Annotated in this window: 17 protein-coding genes; 12 read left to right on the forward strand and 5 right to left on the reverse strand. The window is 63.8% G+C overall.

Features of this window, described 5'->3' with window-relative positions; translation table 11 throughout:
- The first annotated feature begins 8 nt into the window (after nt 1–8).
- On the forward strand, nt 9–857 hold the full coding sequence (locus QTA58_RS01355) for a 23S rRNA (adenine(2030)-N(6))-methyltransferase RlmJ (protein ID WP_289671419.1): 849 nt from the start codon (nt 9–11) through the stop codon (nt 855–857).
- A 3-nt stretch (nt 858–860) separates the two neighbouring features.
- Here QTA58_RS01355 and QTA58_RS01360 read toward each other — a convergent pair whose 3' ends face one another.
- Nucleotides 861–1820, reverse strand: coding sequence for a lysylphosphatidylglycerol synthase domain-containing protein (locus tag QTA58_RS01360; protein ID WP_085422941.1), 960 nt, complete (start codon nt 1818–1820; stop codon nt 861–863).
- Between the two features lie 111 nt (nt 1821–1931).
- On the opposite strand from QTA58_RS01360, the gene QTA58_RS01365 reads away from it, so the two are divergent.
- Both QTA58_RS01365 and QTA58_RS01370 read left to right on the forward strand, forming a co-directional pair.
- Nucleotides 1932–2561 (forward strand): ribonuclease, encoded by a 630-nt coding sequence (locus QTA58_RS01365; protein ID WP_234811172.1) that lies wholly within the window; start codon nt 1932–1934, stop codon nt 2559–2561.
- Between the two features lie 26 nt (nt 2562–2587).
- A complete protein-coding gene (locus tag QTA58_RS01370) occupies nt 2588–3184 on the forward strand; it encodes a glutathione S-transferase (RefSeq protein WP_085422939.1) in 597 nt (198 codons plus the stop codon).
- 69 nt (nt 3185–3253) lie between these two features.
- Here QTA58_RS01370 and QTA58_RS01375 read toward each other — a convergent pair whose 3' ends face one another.
- Nucleotides 3254–3892 carry an outer membrane protein gene (locus tag QTA58_RS01375; RefSeq protein ID WP_085422938.1) on the reverse strand — a complete coding sequence of 213 codons (639 nt, stop codon included), beginning with the start codon at nt 3890–3892 and terminating at the stop codon, nt 3254–3256.
- A gap of 683 nt (nt 3893–4575) precedes the next feature.
- Between QTA58_RS01375 and uvrC the strand changes: the two genes are divergently transcribed.
- The 4 genes from uvrC to QTA58_RS01395 all read left to right on the forward strand — a co-directional run bounded on the left by uvrC (nt 4576) and on the right by QTA58_RS01395 (nt 8547).
- Entirely contained in the window at nt 4576–6636 is a 2061-nt protein-coding gene (gene uvrC, locus QTA58_RS01380; protein ID WP_289671422.1) for an excinuclease ABC subunit UvrC, read from the forward strand.
- Between the two features lie 346 nt (nt 6637–6982).
- Nucleotides 6983–7570, forward strand: a complete 588-nt coding sequence (gene pgsA, locus QTA58_RS01385) for a CDP-diacylglycerol--glycerol-3-phosphate 3-phosphatidyltransferase (protein ID WP_085422936.1) — start codon at nt 6983–6985, stop codon at nt 7568–7570.
- Entirely contained in the window at nt 7567–7824 is a 258-nt protein-coding gene (gene moaD, locus QTA58_RS01390; protein WP_289671423.1) for a molybdopterin converting factor subunit 1, read from the forward strand. Before pgsA ends, moaD begins: the two co-directional genes overlap by 4 nt.
- 261 nt (nt 7825–8085) lie before the next feature.
- Nucleotides 8086–8547, forward strand: a complete 462-nt coding sequence (locus QTA58_RS01395; protein ID WP_289671424.1) for a molybdenum cofactor biosynthesis protein MoaE — start codon at nt 8086–8088, stop codon at nt 8545–8547.
- A gap of 3 nt (nt 8548–8550) precedes the next feature.
- Here QTA58_RS01395 and QTA58_RS01400 read toward each other — a convergent pair whose 3' ends face one another.
- Entirely contained in the window at nt 8551–9447 is an 897-nt protein-coding gene (locus QTA58_RS01400; protein WP_085422931.1) for a branched-chain amino acid ABC transporter permease, read from the reverse strand.
- A gap of 65 nt (nt 9448–9512) precedes the next feature.
- Between QTA58_RS01400 and QTA58_RS01405 the strand changes: the two genes are divergently transcribed.
- A complete protein-coding gene (locus QTA58_RS01405; RefSeq protein ID WP_085422930.1) occupies nt 9513–10061 on the forward strand; it encodes a CGNR zinc finger domain-containing protein in 549 nt (182 codons plus the stop codon).
- Nucleotides 10061–10561, forward strand: a complete 501-nt coding sequence (locus QTA58_RS01410) for a hypothetical protein (RefSeq protein ID WP_143531679.1) — start codon at nt 10061–10063, stop codon at nt 10559–10561. Before QTA58_RS01405 ends, QTA58_RS01410 begins: the two co-directional genes overlap by 1 nt.
- 273 nt (nt 10562–10834) lie before the next feature.
- Here QTA58_RS01410 and ndk read toward each other — a convergent pair whose 3' ends face one another.
- Nucleotides 10835–11257, reverse strand: a complete 423-nt coding sequence (gene ndk, locus QTA58_RS01415; protein WP_085422928.1) for a nucleoside-diphosphate kinase — start codon at nt 11255–11257, stop codon at nt 10835–10837.
- Nucleotides 11258–11339: 82 nt separating this feature from the next.
- Nucleotides 11340–12029 carry a glutathione S-transferase family protein gene (locus QTA58_RS01420; protein ID WP_085422927.1) on the reverse strand — a complete coding sequence of 230 codons (690 nt, stop codon included), beginning with the start codon at nt 12027–12029 and terminating at the stop codon, nt 11340–11342.
- Between the two features lie 209 nt (nt 12030–12238).
- Here QTA58_RS01420 and QTA58_RS01425 point away from each other — a divergent pair, with 209 nt between their 5' ends.
- From QTA58_RS01425 to QTA58_RS01435, 3 genes are all read left to right on the forward strand, one after another.
- Nucleotides 12239–13264, forward strand: a complete 1026-nt coding sequence (locus tag QTA58_RS01425) for a GGDEF domain-containing protein (RefSeq protein ID WP_085422926.1) — start codon at nt 12239–12241, stop codon at nt 13262–13264.
- 78 nt (nt 13265–13342) lie between these two features.
- Complete coding sequence (locus QTA58_RS01430) at nt 13343–15226, forward strand: ABC-F family ATP-binding cassette domain-containing protein (protein ID WP_289671425.1); 1884 nt, start codon at nt 13343–13345, stop codon at nt 15224–15226.
- Between the two features lie 220 nt (nt 15227–15446).
- The gene (locus tag QTA58_RS01435; protein WP_289671426.1) at nt 15447–17486 is read left to right on the forward strand and encodes a prolyl oligopeptidase family serine peptidase; all 2040 of its coding nucleotides are present in this window, start codon (nt 15447–15449) and stop codon (nt 17484–17486) included.
- The last annotated feature ends 40 nt before the right edge of the window (nt 17487–17526 follow it).

A 17526-nucleotide genomic window follows, 5' to 3' on the forward strand; every position in this document is an offset into this window, starting at 1 on the left:
CGGACCAAATGAACTACCGGCATATCTACCACGCGGGCAATTTCGCCGATGTCCTGAAACACGCCGTGCTGGCGCGGCTCATCCGCTATGCGCAGAAGAAGGACAAGGCTTTCCGCGTGCTCGACACCCATGCCGGCATCGGGCTTTACGATCTTTCCTCGGAAGAGGCGCAGAAGACCGGCGAATGGCGAGACGGCATCGGCCGGCTGATGGAGGCCGACCTGCCGGCCGATGTCTCCGAACTGCTGGAACCCTATCTCGCCGTGGTGAGGGAGCTCAACCGGGATGGGGCGCTCAAGCTCTATCCCGGCTCGCCGAAGCTCGCCCGCATGCTCTTCCGGCCGCAGGACCGGCTTTCGGCCATGGAACTGCATCCGGAAGACTGCAACCGTCTGCACAATCTCTTCCAAGGCGATTTCCAGGTGCGGGTGACCGAGCTCGACGGCTGGCTGGCGCTCGGCGCGCATCTGCCGCCGAAGGAGAAGCGCGGCATCATCCTGGTCGACCCGCCCTTCGAGGAGGAAGGCGAATACAAGCGGCTCGTCAAGGGCCTCGCCGGTGCCTACAGACGCTTTCCGGGCGGCACCTACTGCCTCTGGTATCCGGTCAAGAAAGGCGCGCCGGTCAAGGCCTTCCACGAGGAGCTGCAGGGGCTGGAAATCCCGAAAATGCTCTGTGCGGAGCTCATCGTGAAAAGCGACCGGGAGACGACCGGCCTCACCGGTTCCGGCCTGATCGTCGTCAATCCGCCCTTCACGCTGAAGGACGAGCTGCACGCCCTCCTGCCGGTCCTGAAGACCGTCCTGGCGCAGGACCGCTTCGCCTCGCAGCGCGCCTTCTGGCTGCAAGGCGAATAGGCGTCAGGGCGCGGCGTCGTCGCGTGGCCGGTCCGGCTTTTCGGATGCGAATTGGGAGCGTTCGAAAAGAAGGATCACCACCAGCGCCATCGCGAAGGGTATCAGCAGGTAGAACAGCCGGAACACCAGGAGCGCGGCGATGATATCGGCGGGGTCCATGTCGGGAAGCCCCATGACGAAAACCAGTTCGAGCACCCCGAGTCCGCCCGGGACATGGCTGATCAGCGCGGCCGAAAACGACACGAGGAATATCCCGAGGACGATCAGGAATCCCGGATTTCCCGCCTCAGGCAGAGCGAAATAGATGATGCCGGCCGCGCCGATCAGTTCCAGCGGCGCGATGACGAGCTGCATCAGCGTGACGCGGGGCGACGGATAGACGATCCGGATGGGGCCGATCGCGAAGCCGCGGAGCTTCAGGAAGCTGCCGGCGACATAGAGCGCGACGAGCGCCAGGATGACATAGCCGGTGGCGGCCGACGCCGACATGGGCAACAGATCCCCGAAGCGCTCCGTTATGCCGGGCTCGAGGATCAGCACCAGCCCGGCGAGCAGCACGGTACCGAGCGCGAAGGTGAAGGAACACATCGCGATCAGGATGCCTATCTCGGCGGGCGCCAGCCCCTTCGAGGAATAGGCGCGGTATCGCACCACACCGCCCGATACGACCGAGGCGCCGACATTGTGCGAAAGCGCGTAGGTGGTGAAGGAGCAGACGGTGATGAAGAGCCAGTCGATCTTGCGTCCCAGATGCAGCAAGGCGATACGGTCGTATCCGGCCAGCGCGGCATAGGCGAGCAGAGTGGCGAGGCCGCACAGAAGCCAGTTCAGCGGCGAAATCGCGCCGAAGCTGCGGCCCAGTTCATCGAGGGACAGGCCGCGCAGTTCCTTGTAGAGGAGCCAGGCCGAAACCGTTACCGTCACCGCGCCGACCGCGGGCCAAAAGTACGTCTTGAAAGCCATCCGATATTGCCGTTCCTTCCACCCCTGTTTAAATCCTGCCGCAAGGCCTCGGTCGAACCAATGACTTTAGGGAACGCACGTTTGACAGATCAACCTCTACAGCGCTCTTTCTTGCTGTTCTTCTTCATTTTTCTCGTGTCGGCCGCCGCCGCCAAAGCGCAGGACCGCGCCGGCGCATTCGATTTCTACGTGCTCTCGCTCTCCTGGTCGCCGACCTTCTGCGCCTCGCAGCAGGGCGAGCGGAACGACCGGCAATGCGATGCGGACAAGGATTTCCGCTTCATCGTCCACGGATTGTGGCCGCAATACGAGAAGGGCTATCCGGAGTTCTGCGAAACCCGCGAACCGCGCCGGGTGCCGCGCTCCGTCGGCGAACCGCTCTTCGACATCATGCCGTCCATGGGTCTGATCGGCCATCAGTGGCGCAAGCACGGAAGCTGCACGGGACTCGGCCAGCGCGACTATTTTACCAGGATCCGGCAGGCTTTCGAGCGCATCCGGCTTCCTTCCGACCTTGCCCGCGGCGAGACAGCCGTCACGTTGTCGGCCGACGAGATCGAGGAAAAGTTCATCGCGGCCAATCCGGGCATGAGCCGCCGTGGCATCTCCACGAGCTGCGAAGGCCGCAGGCTCGAAGAAGTCCGCATCTGCCTCACCAAGGACCTGCAATTCCGCGACTGCGCGGAAGTGGACGCCGACGGCTGCAGGATCAGCCAGATCACCCTGCCGCCCGCACGCTGAATTCCGACCTGAAAAAGGAAAAGCCCATGAAGCTGCTCTATTCGCCGGCCTCCCCCTATTCCGCCAAGGTGCGCATGGCGGCCCGCCATCTCGGCATCAAGATCGTCGAGGTGAAGACCGATACCAACGCCAATCCGCCGGAACTCATCGACAGCAATCCGATCGGCAAGATTCCGGTGCTGATCCGCAAGGACGAACCGCCGATCTACGACAGCGTCGCCATCATGCACTATCTCGACCGGCTCTCGGGCGGGAAGCTCTATCCGAAGAAGGATGAGAAGCGAACCGAGGCGGAAGTTCTCGAATCGCTCTGCGACGGCATCACCGACTGCCTGCTGGCGATCGTCTACGAACGCCGCTTCCGTCCGGAGGAGAAAATCCACCAGGGCTGGATCGACCGGCAATGGGAAAAGGTGGTGCGCGGGCTCGACCATCTCGAAAACAATCTGCCGAAGACCGGCAAGAAGCTCAACGGCGGCCATTTCGCGCTCGCCGCGCTGATCGGTTATCTCGACCTGCGCTTCAACGGCCAGTGGGCGGAGGGCCGCCCGGAACTCGCCTCCTGGCCCGACGTCTTCGCCAAGCGGTTTTCCGACTACGGCTCGATGAAATCGGGCGCCTAAATCAAAAAAACCACGAATCAAAAAAGCCCGGACCGAAGTCCGGGCTTTCCCCAGCCTGCTGAGCGAGGCTTAGAACTTGACGCCGATACCGACCTTGACGCTGTGGTCGTCGAAGCCCTTCGAGACCGTGCCGGTGGCAAGGTTGTAGTCGTCGGCTGCGAAATCCGTGTAGCGGTATTCGATACGAGCCGTGATGTTGTCGGTCACGAACGCTTCCGCACCGGCACCGACCGTATAACCGACCTGGGTGTTCTTGTCGGAAGAGACGCCGTCGCTCAGTTCGTTGTTCTGGAAGGCCACACCGGCCGTACCATAGATCATGAACGGGTTCAGGTCGTAACCGATACGGCCGCGGACGGAGCCCTTCCAGCCGCCTTCACCGGTATAGCCGTTCGGGCTCGGACCATCCAGATTGTTGTAGCCGACGTCAGCTTCGATACCGTAGATGATCGGGCCGTTCTGGAAGTTGTAACCGGTAAAGACACCGCCGCCGAAACCGTCGGCATCGTAGTCACCGCCGCCGAAACGGCCCCAGTCATATTCGCCGTAACCACCGAGGTAGAAACCTTCCCAGGTTCTTACCGGTGCCGGCTCTTCGACGGCTACCGGGGCCTGAGGAATCTGCTCAACGGCATCAGCGGCATTGGCCGCGGAGATTGCGATGAAGCTGGCTGCCGAGGCCATCAGAGTTGCGATGAGAATACGCATACATTTTCTCCTTTTACTGCTGTGCCGGGAATCTCGTCGCAAGAACGTAGGTGGCGACGGATTGTTCCCTGCCCGCTGAGGCCGAATGTGGATGCGAATTGAGGAATAGAAAGAGCCGAAATGTGAATTGATTGTGGCAAACAGAAGGCGAAAGTTTGATGTTGCTGTATCGCAACAGGTATTTCATTAACCTTAAGAGAACCTTACTTAAAGTAAAAATATTTTCACCTTCGCAAATTACTCTTTAAAGCGGAAGAAAACCTTCGTCAATATATTTCCTCCCGCGGCCGTTCGTCCCGGCATCTTTTCGCCTCGACTTAGACCCTCAGAAAAAGGCTCCATCCCCTGCGCGCTTCGAGCGTTTTAGACATGAGAAATAAACGCTTCCGGGCCGTCGTGCCGTCAGGAGAGCGGATCAACCAAGCATTCCGCCCCATTTTTGCCTCAAGAAAAGCAGGCCCCGGAGGCCGGTTTTCGCGGCGGCTTGGAAATCCGGTTCCGGCTTTCAAAATCGGCCCCGAGTCACTATGTCTGCGGCAGCGGCCCGCGGCCATGAAATCCGGCCGGGTTGCCCTCAATCTTTGACAAGCGGCCGATCGCGGGCCCATGGTTCGAATCGATGATGGCCAGTTCTCGGGCATCGGCAAACCCGATTCCGGGCCGGTTCTGGCGGAGACTTTGGAATGAACGGAACGAAGCTGCCCGACGGCGGCGTTCTCTACGACGAGACCGAGGATGACGACGACGACGCGCTTTCGAGCGAGCCGTCTGAGGGACCGGCCGCATCGATCGACTGGAACGAGGCGCTCAAGAACGAGACGGGGCTGAAGGGCGCCGAGCTCATCGCCGAATTCGTCAAGCACCTACCGAACGGGCCGGGCGTCTACCGCATGTTCAACGAGGCGGGCGACGTGCTCTATGTCGGCAAGGCGCGCAGCCTCAAGAAGCGCGTCGGCAATTACGCGCAGGGCCGCGTCCATTCCAACCGCATCGCCCGGATGGTGCGTGAAACCACCCATATGGAATTCGTCACGACGCGGACGGAGACCGAGGCGCTGCTGCTGGAGGCGAATCTCATCAAGCGCCTGCGCCCGCGCTTCAACGTGCTTCTGCGCGACGACAAGTCGTTTCCGTATATCCTGATCACCGGCGACCACCGGGCGCCCGCCATCTTCAAGCACCGCGGCGCCCGCGCCCGCAAGGGCGATTATTTCGGCCCCTTCGCATCCGCCGCCGCCGTCGGCCGCACCATCAATTCGCTGCAGCGGGCCTTCCTGCTGCGCACCTGCACCGACAGCGTCTTCGAGACGCGCACCCGCCCCTGCCTGCTCTTCCAGATCAAGCGCTGTTCCGGCCCCTGCACATACGAGATCAGCGACGAGGACTATGCCGGCCTCGTGCGCGAGGCGAAGGACTTCCTCTCCGGCAAGAGCCAGAACGTGAAGTCCGCGATCGCCGCGCAGATGGCGGAAGCTTCCGAAGACCTCGACTTCGAGCGCGCCGCGGTCTATCGCGACCGGCTCGCGGCGCTCTCGCATGTCCAGAGCCATCAGGGCATCAATCCCGCAGGCGTCGAGGAGGCGGATGTCTTCGCCATCCATCACGAAGGCGGGCTTTCCTGCATTCAGGTCTTCTTTTTCAGGACCGGCCAGAACTGGGGCAACCGCGCCTATTTCCCGAAGGCGGATCCGCAGCTTTCGGGTGCGGAAGTGCTCAACGCGTTTCTCGCCCAGTTCTACGACGACAAGCCGGTGCCGAAGCAGATCCTGCTTTCCGAAGCGGTCGAGGAACAGGAATTGCTGGCCCAGGCCCTTTCCGAAAAGGCCGGCCACAGGGTGGCGATCTCCGTGCCCCAGCGCGGCGAGAAGAAGGACCTCGTCGGCCACGTGCTCGCCAACGCCCGCGAGGCGCATGGCCGCAAGCTGGCGGAGACCTCGTCGCAGGCCCGCCTGCTGCAGGGCCTGGCCGAGACCTTCGGGCTTGCCCGGGTGCCGCGCCGCATCGAGATCTACGACAACTCGCATATCATGGGCGCCAATGCCGTCGGCGGCATGGTCGTGGCGGGGCCGGAAGGCTTCGTGAAGAGCCAGTACCGCAAGTTCAACATCAAATCGACCGACATCACCCCCGGCGACGACTTCGGCATGATGCGGGAAGTGATGACCCGCCGCTTCTCGCGCCTCCTCAAGGAAGAGGGCCTTCCGGACCGCAGCGCCGATGCGGCTGCGGCCGCCGGAAGCGACGATCTCAACGATGCCGCCTTCCCCGACGCTTCTTTCCCCGCCTGGCCCGACGTGATCCTGATCGACGGGGGCCAGGGCCAGATGACGGCCGTGCGCGCCATCCTCGACGAGCTCGGCATCCGCGATGTCGTCACCGCGATCGGGGTGGCCAAGGGCGTCGACCGCGAGGCCGGCCGCGAGCGTTTCTTCGCCGACGGCAAAAGCGACTTCTCGCTGCCGCCGCGCGATCCGGTTCTCTATTTCATCCAGCGGCTGCGCGACGAGGCGCACCGCTTCGCGATCGGCTCGCACCGCGCGCGGCGCAAGAAGGAGATGGTCAGGAACCCGCTCGACGAGATTTCCGGCATCGGACCCGGCCGCAAGCGCAAGCTGCTGCAGCATTTCGGCACGGCGAAAGCCGTCTCCCGCGCGGGACTGACCGACCTCATGGCCGTGGAGGGCATTTCCGAAGCCGTCGCGAAGCTGATCTACAATCACTTTCACGAGAGCCGGGCGGGGTGAGGAATGGTCGGCGCAGCCGACGAAACGATCCAGTGAATCGTTTCGAATGACGAACGCCCTGAGCCCAAGGCGAAGGGCCGGGTTCGCCCCGCCTGTTGCCCCCTCATCCGCCCTGCCGGGCACCTTCTCCCCGCTGGGGAGAAGGGATATGCCGCACCGTTTCCTCCCTCGACGCTGCGTATGGCATGTTCTCTCCCCCGGCCACAGCGAGGAGAGGGCCGGGTTGAGGGGCAATAGGAGCCGGAGCAGAGGGGCTGCCGCAATCGGCTGCAAAAAAGCCGCGGGAACATGTTGACGCTGGGGCCTCAAAGTTTCAACTAGAGGCAAACATCGCAATAGGTCGTCCATGGCTTCCCGCGCATACAACATCCCCAACCTGCTCACCTATGCGCGCATCCTGGCGGTGCCGGTGATCGTGCTGTGCTTCTTCATCGAAGGCCGGCTGGAAAGCTCGGACTTCGCCCGCTGGACGGGGCTGACGATCTTCGTCGTCGCCTCGATCACCGACTATCTCGACGGATATCTCGCCCGCATCTGGAACCAGACCTCCAATATCGGCCGCATGCTCGATCCGATCGCCGACAAGCTGCTGGTCGCCTCGGTGCTGCTCCTGATGGCGGCCGACGGGACGATCGCCGGATGGTCGCTCTGGGCGGCGATCACCATATTGTGCCGCGAAATCCTCGTTTCGGGGCTTCGCGAATATCTCGCGGCGCTGAAGGTTTCCGTGCCGGTGACGCGCATCGCCAAATGGAAGACGACGATCCAGATGGTGGCGATCGCCTTCCTGCTCGCCGGCCCCGCCGGCGACAAGATCATGCCTTACATCACCGAACTCGGCATCACGCTGCTCTGGATCGCCGCGATCCTGACCTTCTACACCGGCTACGACTATTTCAAAGCCGGCCTGAAACATCTGGTGGATGAGGAATGAGCACGAAACTCGTCTATTTCGCCTGGGTGCGCGAGCGGATCGGCAAGCCGGAGGAGGAACTCGACCTGCCGGCGGGCGTCGTCACCGTGCGCGATTTGCTGAATCACCTCAAGAGTTTGGGCGAGGAATACGAGAACGCGCTTCAATATCCCGACGTGATCCGCGTCGCGATCGACCAGGAGCATGTGGAGCACGACGAAAAGATCGCCGGCGCGCGCGAGATCGGAATATTTCCGCCGATGACGGGTGGGTGAGATGGTGATGGCCGTGCCGTGCCGATACCCCCCTCTGCCCTGCCGGGCATCTCCCCCACAAGGAGGGAGATTGGATAGACGCACCGGTTTCCCCAAACAACAAGCGCTGCGGTTCGACACACCATCAGTTTGGCGGGAAGACCATGCCGCTTGTGATCTCCCCACCCGTGGGGGAGATGCCCGGCAGGGCAGAGGGGGGCCTGCACGGCATGCCCCTTCCCTCATCCCCCCCGGCGCTTCAAAACCATGGAGGCATCTGCAATGACAGTTGCCCCCACCATCCGCGTCCAATCGGCCGATTTCGACCTGCAAGCCGAAATCGAGGCGCTGACCGCCGGCCGCAGGGATATCGGCGCGGTCGTCACCTTCGCCGGTCTCTGCCGCGACGAACAGGGCCAGCTTTCGGCGCTGGAGCTCGAACATTATCCCGGCATGGCGGAGGCGGAGATGCGCCGGATCGCCGAGCTCGCCATCGAGCGCTTCTCGCTCCTCGGCCTCACCGCCGTGCATCGCTACGGGAAGATCCTGCCGGGCGAGAACATCGTGCTCGTCGTCGCAGCCGCCCCCCACCGGCAGGCGGCTTTCGACGGCGCGGGCTTCATGATGGATTTCCTGAAGACCTCGGCTCCTTTCTGGAAGAAGGAACACGCCGCCGACGGTTCACAAGGCGATTGGGTCGCCGCCAAGGATGCCGACGACAGGGCGCGCGACAAGTGGCGGTAACCGTCACGGCACCGCCCTCTCCCGCCGGCTCATGACGAGTACCGCAACCAGGATCGAGACGATCACGAAATCCCGCCAGACGATCGGGCCGTAGCCGCTCCAGAGGGTCTCCGCGAAGCCGACGACGGCCGCGCCCGCCGCCGAGCGGAGCGGATTGGAATGGCCGCCCGCGGCGGCGATCAGCACGACTTTCAGCCCGAACAGCAGGCCGGCGCCGAAATCCATCGTGCCGTAATGGGAAGTCGCCAGCACGCCGCAGATCGAGGCGAAGAGCGCTGCGGAAGCGTAGGCCGTGACGAAAACGCGGGAGGCATCGGTGCCGGAGAGTTCCGCCGCCAGCGGGTCGTCGGCGACCGCCCGCCACATGCGGCCCCAACGGGTGCGAGCCAGGACCAGATGGCCCGCGCCGATCATCGCCAGCATCACGGCGACGTTGATGAGCTGTATCCGCGTCAGGATTACCGGAAAGCCGTCGCCGCGCCAGAAGACAACCGCCTCGTTCATGAAGGGCGGCAGCCAGAGCTCGCGCGTGTCGGAGGCGAGCCGCGCCCCTTCCATCAGCACCATCAGCACACCGAGCGAGGCGACGATCACCGCATTCGGCGAGATTTTCGCAAGCGGCCGCATGACGAACCGCCCGATCGCCACCCCTGCCCCGACGCCGCCGACAAGCGCCCCCGCGGCCCCCATGGCCAGCGCGGCCGGAAAGATCAACCAGAACCGGTCCCAGCCGATATGGGCGAAGAGCAGATAGGTATGGCCCGAAAAGGCGAAGATCGCTCCGTAGGTGATATCCGCCCGCTTCGTCACCGCGAAGGCGATCGCATAACCGAAGGCAAGCGCCGCATAAAGCGCCGCCAGCGGAAACGCGTTCGCCAATTGCTGCAGCAGATAGGCCATGGGCACTCCGTCACGGGCTTCGAATATAACTGGTAAACTTCATTTTGCCAGTTATAATCCGGAGCATGAGCTTTTCCTGGACCCCGCATCGTTTCGCCGGCGGCGCGCTGGCGCTGGACGTCGCCAACAGCGTCATCATGCGCTTCGATCCCGAGCGCAGCATCGACCGTTTCGCCGAGCCCGGGCAGATGGACGCCTTTCCGAGGGCGGCACAGCAATTCTGCGCCGAACGCGCCCTGTTCGGCGAGCCGGCGCCGGTGCGGCCGGGAAACCGTGTGCCTTTCCTCGCGTTGCGGGAGGCGATCGACCGCTACTTTCGCGCCCGTATCCTGGGGGATGACACCCACGGGCTGCTCGCCGATTTTCTCGAAGCCGCGGCCGTTATCCTGCGCCGCGCGGAGGAAGGGTCGCTCGAGGCGGCGACCGCCCGTTCGGCATTGAGGCTTCTGGCGGAAGAGGAAATCGCGCGCCTCAAGATCTGCGGCAATTGCGGCTGGCTGTTCATCGACCGCAGCCGGAACCGCAGCCGCGCGTGGTGCGACATGGCCGTCTGCGGCAACCGGGTCAAAGCGAGCCGCCACTATCGCCGGAAGAAGAAGGAGGCCGCGTCATGATGCGCCGCCTCCTTGCCTGCGGCCTTGCCATGGTTCTGCTGGTCTCCTGCCAGCGGGAGGCGGACGGAAAATTCGCGGAGCTTTCCGGCCGGATGTTCGTCTTCAACTACCGCGTGGCTACGGCGAACTATCTCGTCACGCTGCGCAAGACGGCGCCCCTGCCGGAGGGCGCCTATGCGGAAGCGGAATTCGAGAACCCTGAGGGCGGCGCGCCGTTCGTGGTGCGGCAGACGCTTTTCCCGGTCATGGAAAAGATCGTGCTGCAAAGCCCGAACCTCAAATGCGTGAAGAAGGACAGGCCGTATTCGGTCAGGATCCGCCTGGTCGGTGCCGGTGGCGAGCCGCTGCAGACGATCGAGACGAGCATCACGTCCGACGCGGACCAGACCATCATGCCGTCGAAGCCGCTGGTGGTCGGGCCTCTCTATACGCCCAATCCGGAGGTCTTTCACGCCGACGGCACGGCGGATTACGGCAAGGAAGACAACTGTCCGGCGTGAAGTTCCCTTTTTCCCCGGTGGCAGACTCCCGCCGATCTCCCCCTTGAGGGGGGAAATGTCACCGTAGGTGACAGAGGGGACGCCACAAACTCGATGGCAGAAGAATATGCCGAAACACCCCCCTCTGCCCTGCCGGGCATCTCCCCCTCAAGGGGGGAGATCGATATGCGCACCGTCTCGCGTCCACAGAGGAAGGCAAAGGCTTCCAGCTTTGCCAACAAAAAAGCCGGGGCAGAACCCCGGCTTTTTTTGTTCAATCACTGCCTGCGTCGATCAGCCGACGATCTCGGTTTCGGAGAACCAGTAGGCGATTTCCTGGACGGCGGTTTCCGGAGCGTCGGAGCCGTGGACGGAGTTTTCGCCGATCGACAGGGCGAAGGTCTTGCGGATCGTGCCTTCGGCGGCGTTCGCCGGGTTGGTGGCGCCCATGATCTCGCGGTTCTTCAGGATGGCGTTCTCGCCTTCCAGGACCTGGACGACGGTCGGGCCGGAGGTCATGCCTTCGACGAGTTCGCCGAAGAAGGGACGGTCCTTGTGGACGGCATAGAAACCTTCGGCTTCGCGCTTGCTCATCCAGACGCGCTTGGAAGCGATGACGCGCAGGCCATTGTCTTCAAATACCTTGGTGATGGCGCCGGTCAGGTTGCGCTTGGTGGCATCCGGCTTGATCATCGAAAATGTGCGTTCAATCGCCATTGTTCTATCCTTTGTTTCCAAGAGGGAAAGTGGGCGGTCTTTACCCGCCCCTTCCGCCGGAAACAAGGGGGTTTCGGCAATTTCACGCCGCTGTCACACGGCGGCCGGCCGCGTCATGCAGATCGAGGCAGCGTTCGAACCACGATGCCACTGGATCGTCGCCGGCGAGGATCCCGGTGCCGGCCGTGATGCGCATCCACTGCAGCGCGCCGAAAAGGATGTAATCGGCGAAGAGCGGGCCGTCGCCGCCGAGAAACTCCTGATATTTCAGGGTTTGCCGCACCGGTTCCAGCTTGGCCGCGAAGGCTTCGATCTCCGCGTCGCGCCCGGCCTTCACCTCCTCCAGCGTCCTGCCGAGGGCGGCCTCGCGGCTCTTGCGGAAATAGACCTGATCGGTATCGCCGAGCATGTCATGAATGTCGGCAACGGCGATCCTGACGATCGCCGGATGGATGATGGTTTGCGAAAAGCGCTCGACGAAGCGCGACAGCGCCTTGCCGCCCTCGCCCGCGAACAGCGTCGGCCGGTCGGGATAGGCCTCCTCCAGGTAAAGCGCGATATCGAAACTGTCGCGGATGAGCTCGTTGCCGTCCCGCAAAATCGGCACCGTCTTCGAGAAGCCGTTCTCCAGCTTCGGGATTTCCGTGAAAGGCGTCGGCCTTTCGACAAAGTCCAGCTGCTTGTGGCGCAGCGCCAGCACCACCTTCCAGCAATGGGGCGAAAAGGGGCGGCTCTCGTCGGCGCCGCAGAGCGAATAGAGGATGCGGGTCATGTCAGCTCCTGATGTCCGGTCACGCCTAGTGGAGACAAATCCGCCGTCAAAATCCAATCAGGAAAATTCATGGATGGCATTCGGGGAGCGCCTGCACCTTTTCTTAACCGTAACAGCAGCCGAACGACCGCTTTTCAGCAGATGTTAAAGGACGATCGCCGATAGGTTGCCGCACTATCGAACAATGATCGGAACCCCAGAGGGCGAACATGGCCGGCGAAACCAGCAAGAGGGCGTGGGACCGGAACCTGCAGATGGTGAGCCAGCATATGGCGAGGCTGGAGGTGAGCGGCCTGCCGCGCAATTACGAACTCTTTCACGAGGCCCTGTCGGGTGCCGACGCGGCGCTTTCCCGCGAAGTGGCGGCGCTGCCGGCCGCACCGTCGCAGGCAATTCTCGACGAGATCGGCATCAGGCATCGGCTCCCGGGCTTCATCGCGCTCGCCATCCCAGCGGGCCGCGGCCACGAGATCAAGCTGCTTTCGGAACTGAGGGAGAAGATGGCAAGCGGCGTCGCCCAGAAGCAGGGCTTTACCCGCGTGCTCGAGGCCGTCGCCCGAAGCCTTCGCGAAGACAGCGATGCCGGCCCTCGCGATATCCTGGCCGAAATCGAATACCTGAGCGTCTCGCTCTCCGATGCGGTGGTGGCCGAAACGGAACTGGAAGCGGCGCTGAAGGACGGCGCCGAACGCATCATCAAGGCGGAACGGGACGCCTCCGCCGCCCGCGCCGTCACGCTGCGCGACCGGCTGACGGCCCTGCCGAACCATGCCGCGCTCGCCGAGCGCCTTGAGGCGCTTTACGGCGGCGATGCGGACGGCCGCGACGCCGCGCTCTTCCTGGTGACCATCTCCGACCTGCCGGAACTCGTGCGGACCTATGGCGAACCGGCCATCAACCGGATCATCCGGAAGACCGCCACCATCTTCCGCAAGGCGATCAAGAAGAACGACTTCCTGGCGCGCATCGGCCGGGGCGACTTCGCCTTCGTGCTGAAAGACGTCAGCCGGGACAGCGTGCATCCGATCGCCGAACGGCTCGCCGCCTCGCTCGCCGACAACCTCGTCTTCGCCGCTTCCGACCGGGCTGCCGCAACGCTCGGGCTTTCGATCGGCGCGGCGCTGACGCGGGACGCGTTCTCCCCGCAGCAATTGCGCCTGCAGGCGACCGCCGCGCTGGAAATGTCGAAGGCCAACGGACGGCCGGCCGTCTTTATCCCGGGAGAAACCGCATAGCCTTCGGTGCGGAGGGCGGCGGCGGCACCCGCGCGCGCCGTCTTGCCTTCCCGGCGAGTTTCGGCCAAAACCGCCGCCATGATCACGATCACCGACCTTTCCGCCCGCATCGCCGGGCGCCTTCTCCTCGACAATGCCAGCGTGACGCTTCCGGCGGGCACGAAGGCCGGGCTCGTGGGCCGCAACGGCGCCGGCAAGTCGACGCTCTTCCGGGTGATCACCGGCGACCTCGCCGCGGAAAGCGGTTCGGTCACCATTCCGAAGAATGCCCGCATCGGCCAGGTGGCGCAGGAAGCGCCGGGCACGGAGGAATCGCTGATCACCATCGTGCTTTCCGCCGACAAGGAGCGCACCGCGCTGCTTGAGGAGGCAGAGACCGCGACCGACCCGCACCGCATCGCCGAGATCCAGATGCGGCTCGTCGATATCGACGCCCATTCGGCCGAGGCGCGCGCCGCCAGCATCCTCGCCGGCCTCGGCTTCGACGCGCAGGCGCAGCATCGCCCCGCCTCCTCTTTTTCCGGCGGCTGGCGCATGCGCGTGGCGCTGGCGGCGGTGCTTTTCGCCGAGCCGGACCTGCTTCTCCTCGACGAGCCGACCAACTATCTCGATCTCGAAGGCACGATGTGGCTGGAGGACTATGTGCGGCGCTATCCGCACACGGTCATCATCATCAGCCACGACCGCGATCTGCTCAACAACGCGGTCAACTCGATCGTCCACCTCGACAGGCAAAAGCTGACCTTCTATCGCGGCGGATACGACCAGTTCGAGCGGCAGAAGGCGGAAGCCGACGAATTGCAGATGAAGGCGAAGGCGAAGAGCGACGCCGCGCGGAAACACATCCAGAGCTATATCGACCGCTTCCGCTACAAGGCTTCCAAGGCCCGGCAGGCGCAGAGCCGCATCAAGGCGCTGGAGCGCATGGGCACGGTGGCGGCGGTCATCGAGGACCATGTCCAGCCGATCACCTTTCCCGAACCGGAAAAGCAGCCCGCCTCGCCGATCGTTTCGATCAGCAAGGGTGCTGTCGGCTACGTGCCCGGCAAGCCGGTGCTGAAGAACATCAATCTGAGGATCGACAACGACGACCGCATCGCGCTGCTCGGCTCGAACGGCAACGGCAAATCGACCTTCGCCAAGCTCATCTCCGGCCGGCTTTCGGCCGAAAGCGGCGAGATCAGGCTGGCGCCCGGCCTGAAGATCGGCTTCTTCGCCCAGCACCAGCTCGACGACCTGATCCCCAACGAAACGCCGGTCGATCACGTCCGCCGGCTGATGCCGCAGGCCCCCGAGGCGCAGGTGCGGGCCCGCGTCGCGCAGATGGGGCTGGCGACCGAGAAGATGGCGACCGCCGCCAAGGATCTTTCCGGCGGCGAGAAGGCGCGCCTGCTGATGGGGCTCGCCGCCTTCCATGCGCCGAACCTGCTGATCCTCGACGAACCGACCAACCATCTCGACATCGACAGCCGCCGCGCCCTGATCGAGGCGCTGAACGATTACGACGGCGCCGTCATCCTGATTTCGCACGACCGGCACCTGATCGAGGCGACGGTCGACCGGCTGTGGCTGGTCAACGAAGGCACGGTCAAGGTGTTCGAAGGCGACCTCGACGAATACCGCGACCTGATCGTCTCCGCCGGCCGCAGGAAGGAGGAGAAGCCGCAGGCCTCCGACGAGCCGGCCTCGAAATCGGAACAGCGCAAGGTGAATGCGGAAAAGCGCGCCTCGCTCGCCCCGCTCAGGAAAAAGATCAACGAAATCGAATCCCTGACGGCAAAGCTTGAGAAGCAGATAGAGGCGCTTGACAGGGAGCTTGCGGACCCGGCGCTCTACGACAAGGCGCCGGCCAAGGCAGCGAGCAAGGCCAAGGAACGCGGCGAAGCGGCCGCAAAGCTCGCGGCGGCGGAAGAGGAATGGCTGTCGCTTTCTTCCGAATACGAAGAGGCGATGGCGGGGTGACGCGGACTTCCGCGTTCACGATCGTCATTCTCGGCCTTGTGCCGAGGATCCAAGCGCGTAGCGAAAAATCGAACCGCCGCAGATGCTCGGGACAGGCCAGAGCATGACGGCGGAGCAGATCGAGGCTCAGGCACATCATTCCGGATTGACGCAGCACCGGTTGTCCCGCCCCTCCGCCATGCCTAGGTAAGAGCTTCCAACCACCAGAGGATGCTCTTTCATGGACCTTTTTCTCGAAGCCGACGACGACCCGAAGACGATCGCCTTCGTTGCCGAACGCAACGAACATTCCGACCGCCGGTTCAGGACGCCGGAATTCGAGAAGGACCGGGATGCCCTGAAAGCGATGATCGAGCGAGAGGACCGGCTGATCGTGCCGACCCGGCGCGGCAGGTGGCTGTTCGATTTCCACCGTTCGAAGAACAATCCGCTCGGCATCTGGCGGCGCCTGCCCGCCGAGCAGGAGCCTCGCCCGAACGCCCCTTGGGAAACCGTCTTCGATGTCGACGCGTTCTGCAGACAGGAAGGCAAGCGCTGGATCTATTCCGGCGCGATCACCTCCCCATACGAGCCGACGCGCGTGCTGCTGATCCTGTCCGACGGCGGCTCCGACCAGCTGCGGCTCCTGGAATTCGACACGGAAGCGAAGGCGATCGTCGATGGCGGGTTCGATACGCCGCCGGCGCGGGCACATGCCGCCTGGCTCGGTCCCGACGAGATCGCCTATTTCGGCTCGGTCGACGAATTCTCCGCCACCCGCTCCGGCTGGCCGCGCGTCGGCCGGCGCCTCCGGCGCGGCGTCGATCCGAAGAATGCCCCGATCCTGTACGAAGCCGGCAAGGACGACGTCACGGGCATGGGCGGCATCATCGATCCGCTCTATTGGGGCGGCGCGCCGAAGGAGCGGCCGATCGAGATATTCACGGCCGTCAACGACATCGGCAAGGCGAGTTACGAGGTGCGGGACGCCGACGGGAACCTCCGCCGTCTCGACCTGCCGACGGAATCGGATATCGACTACAACCACAACCACGTCCTGTGGCGGGCGAAGACCGACGAGCGCTATCCGAGCGGAAGCCTCATCCTGCAGGATTTCGCCCCGTTCGCTTCCGAACCGCTCGGCAAGGCCCGCGTGCTCTTCGCGCCAAAAGAGGGCCAGTCGGTCTCGCAATTCGCACTGCTGAAGACCTGGGCCGTATTCGTGGTCCGCGACCGGATGGTGCCGAAGCTCTTCCTCCTCGACCTGACGAAGCCGGAGGCGGAGCCGCAGGAACTGCCGCTGCCGGCCGGCCTACAGACCGTCGGCTTTCGCCTGCTCGATGCCGAGCTGACGCTCGGCGAGGAAATCCTCACCGTCGTCGGCCAGGGCTTTCTCCTCCCTTCCAGTGCCTACCGCCTCGACCTCACCGACCGCAGCAGGAAGCCGGAACTCGTTCCGGCCGGCTCGTCGCCCGCCTATTTCGATGCCGAGGGCATGCGCTCCGAACTTCTGGAGGCGACTTCGGAAGACGGCACCAAGGTGCCCTATCACATCGTGTTTCCGAAAACCTGGACGAAGGGCGAGCTGCCGGTGCTGATGTACGGCTACGGCGGCTTTGCGGTGCCGCTGTCGCCCGTCTATTCCGGCGCCTACGGGCTGTGGCTCGGACAGGGCGGCGCCTTCGTGCAGGCCTATATCCGCGGCGGCGGCGAACTCGGCCCCGACTGGCACAAGACCGCCAAGGGAAAGGGCCGGCACAAGGCGTTCGAGGACTTCGTCGCGGTCGCCCGCGATCTCGTGAAGCGCGGCTATACCAAGCCGTCGCGCATCGCCTGCAACGGCGGCAGCAATGGCGGATTGCTCACCTCGGTGATGCTGACCCGCTATCCGGAGGATTTCGGCGCGGTGTGGACCTCCGTGCCGGTCATCGACATGTCGCGTTTCCACCTCTTCCCCTCCGGCAAGGCCTGGATGGACGAGTACGGCAACCCGGATGTGGCGGACGAGCTCGACTACATGCTTTCCTATTCGCCCCTGCATCAGGTGAAGCCGGCGAGCGAAATCACCTATCCGGCGGTCTATGTGGAAAGCTCGACCAACGACGACCGGGTGCATCCCTCCCACGCCCGCCGCTTCGCCAAGCGGCTTCTGGAGGAAGGACATGAACCGTTCTTTCGGGAGTATGGCTCCGGCGGCCATGGCGGCGCGGGCGATACGACCGAAATGGCGGAGCGGCAGGCCATGGGCTACAGCTTCCTGCGTCAGACGATCATGGCTTAGTGACGTCTTGTTGCTCTCGTGAATATACACTATCTTCAGA

It is taken from the genome of Neorhizobium sp. CSC1952 (assembly GCF_030378245.1).
In the GTDB taxonomy this organism is placed as follows: Bacteria; Pseudomonadota; Alphaproteobacteria; order Rhizobiales; family Rhizobiaceae; genus Neorhizobium; species Neorhizobium oryzae_A.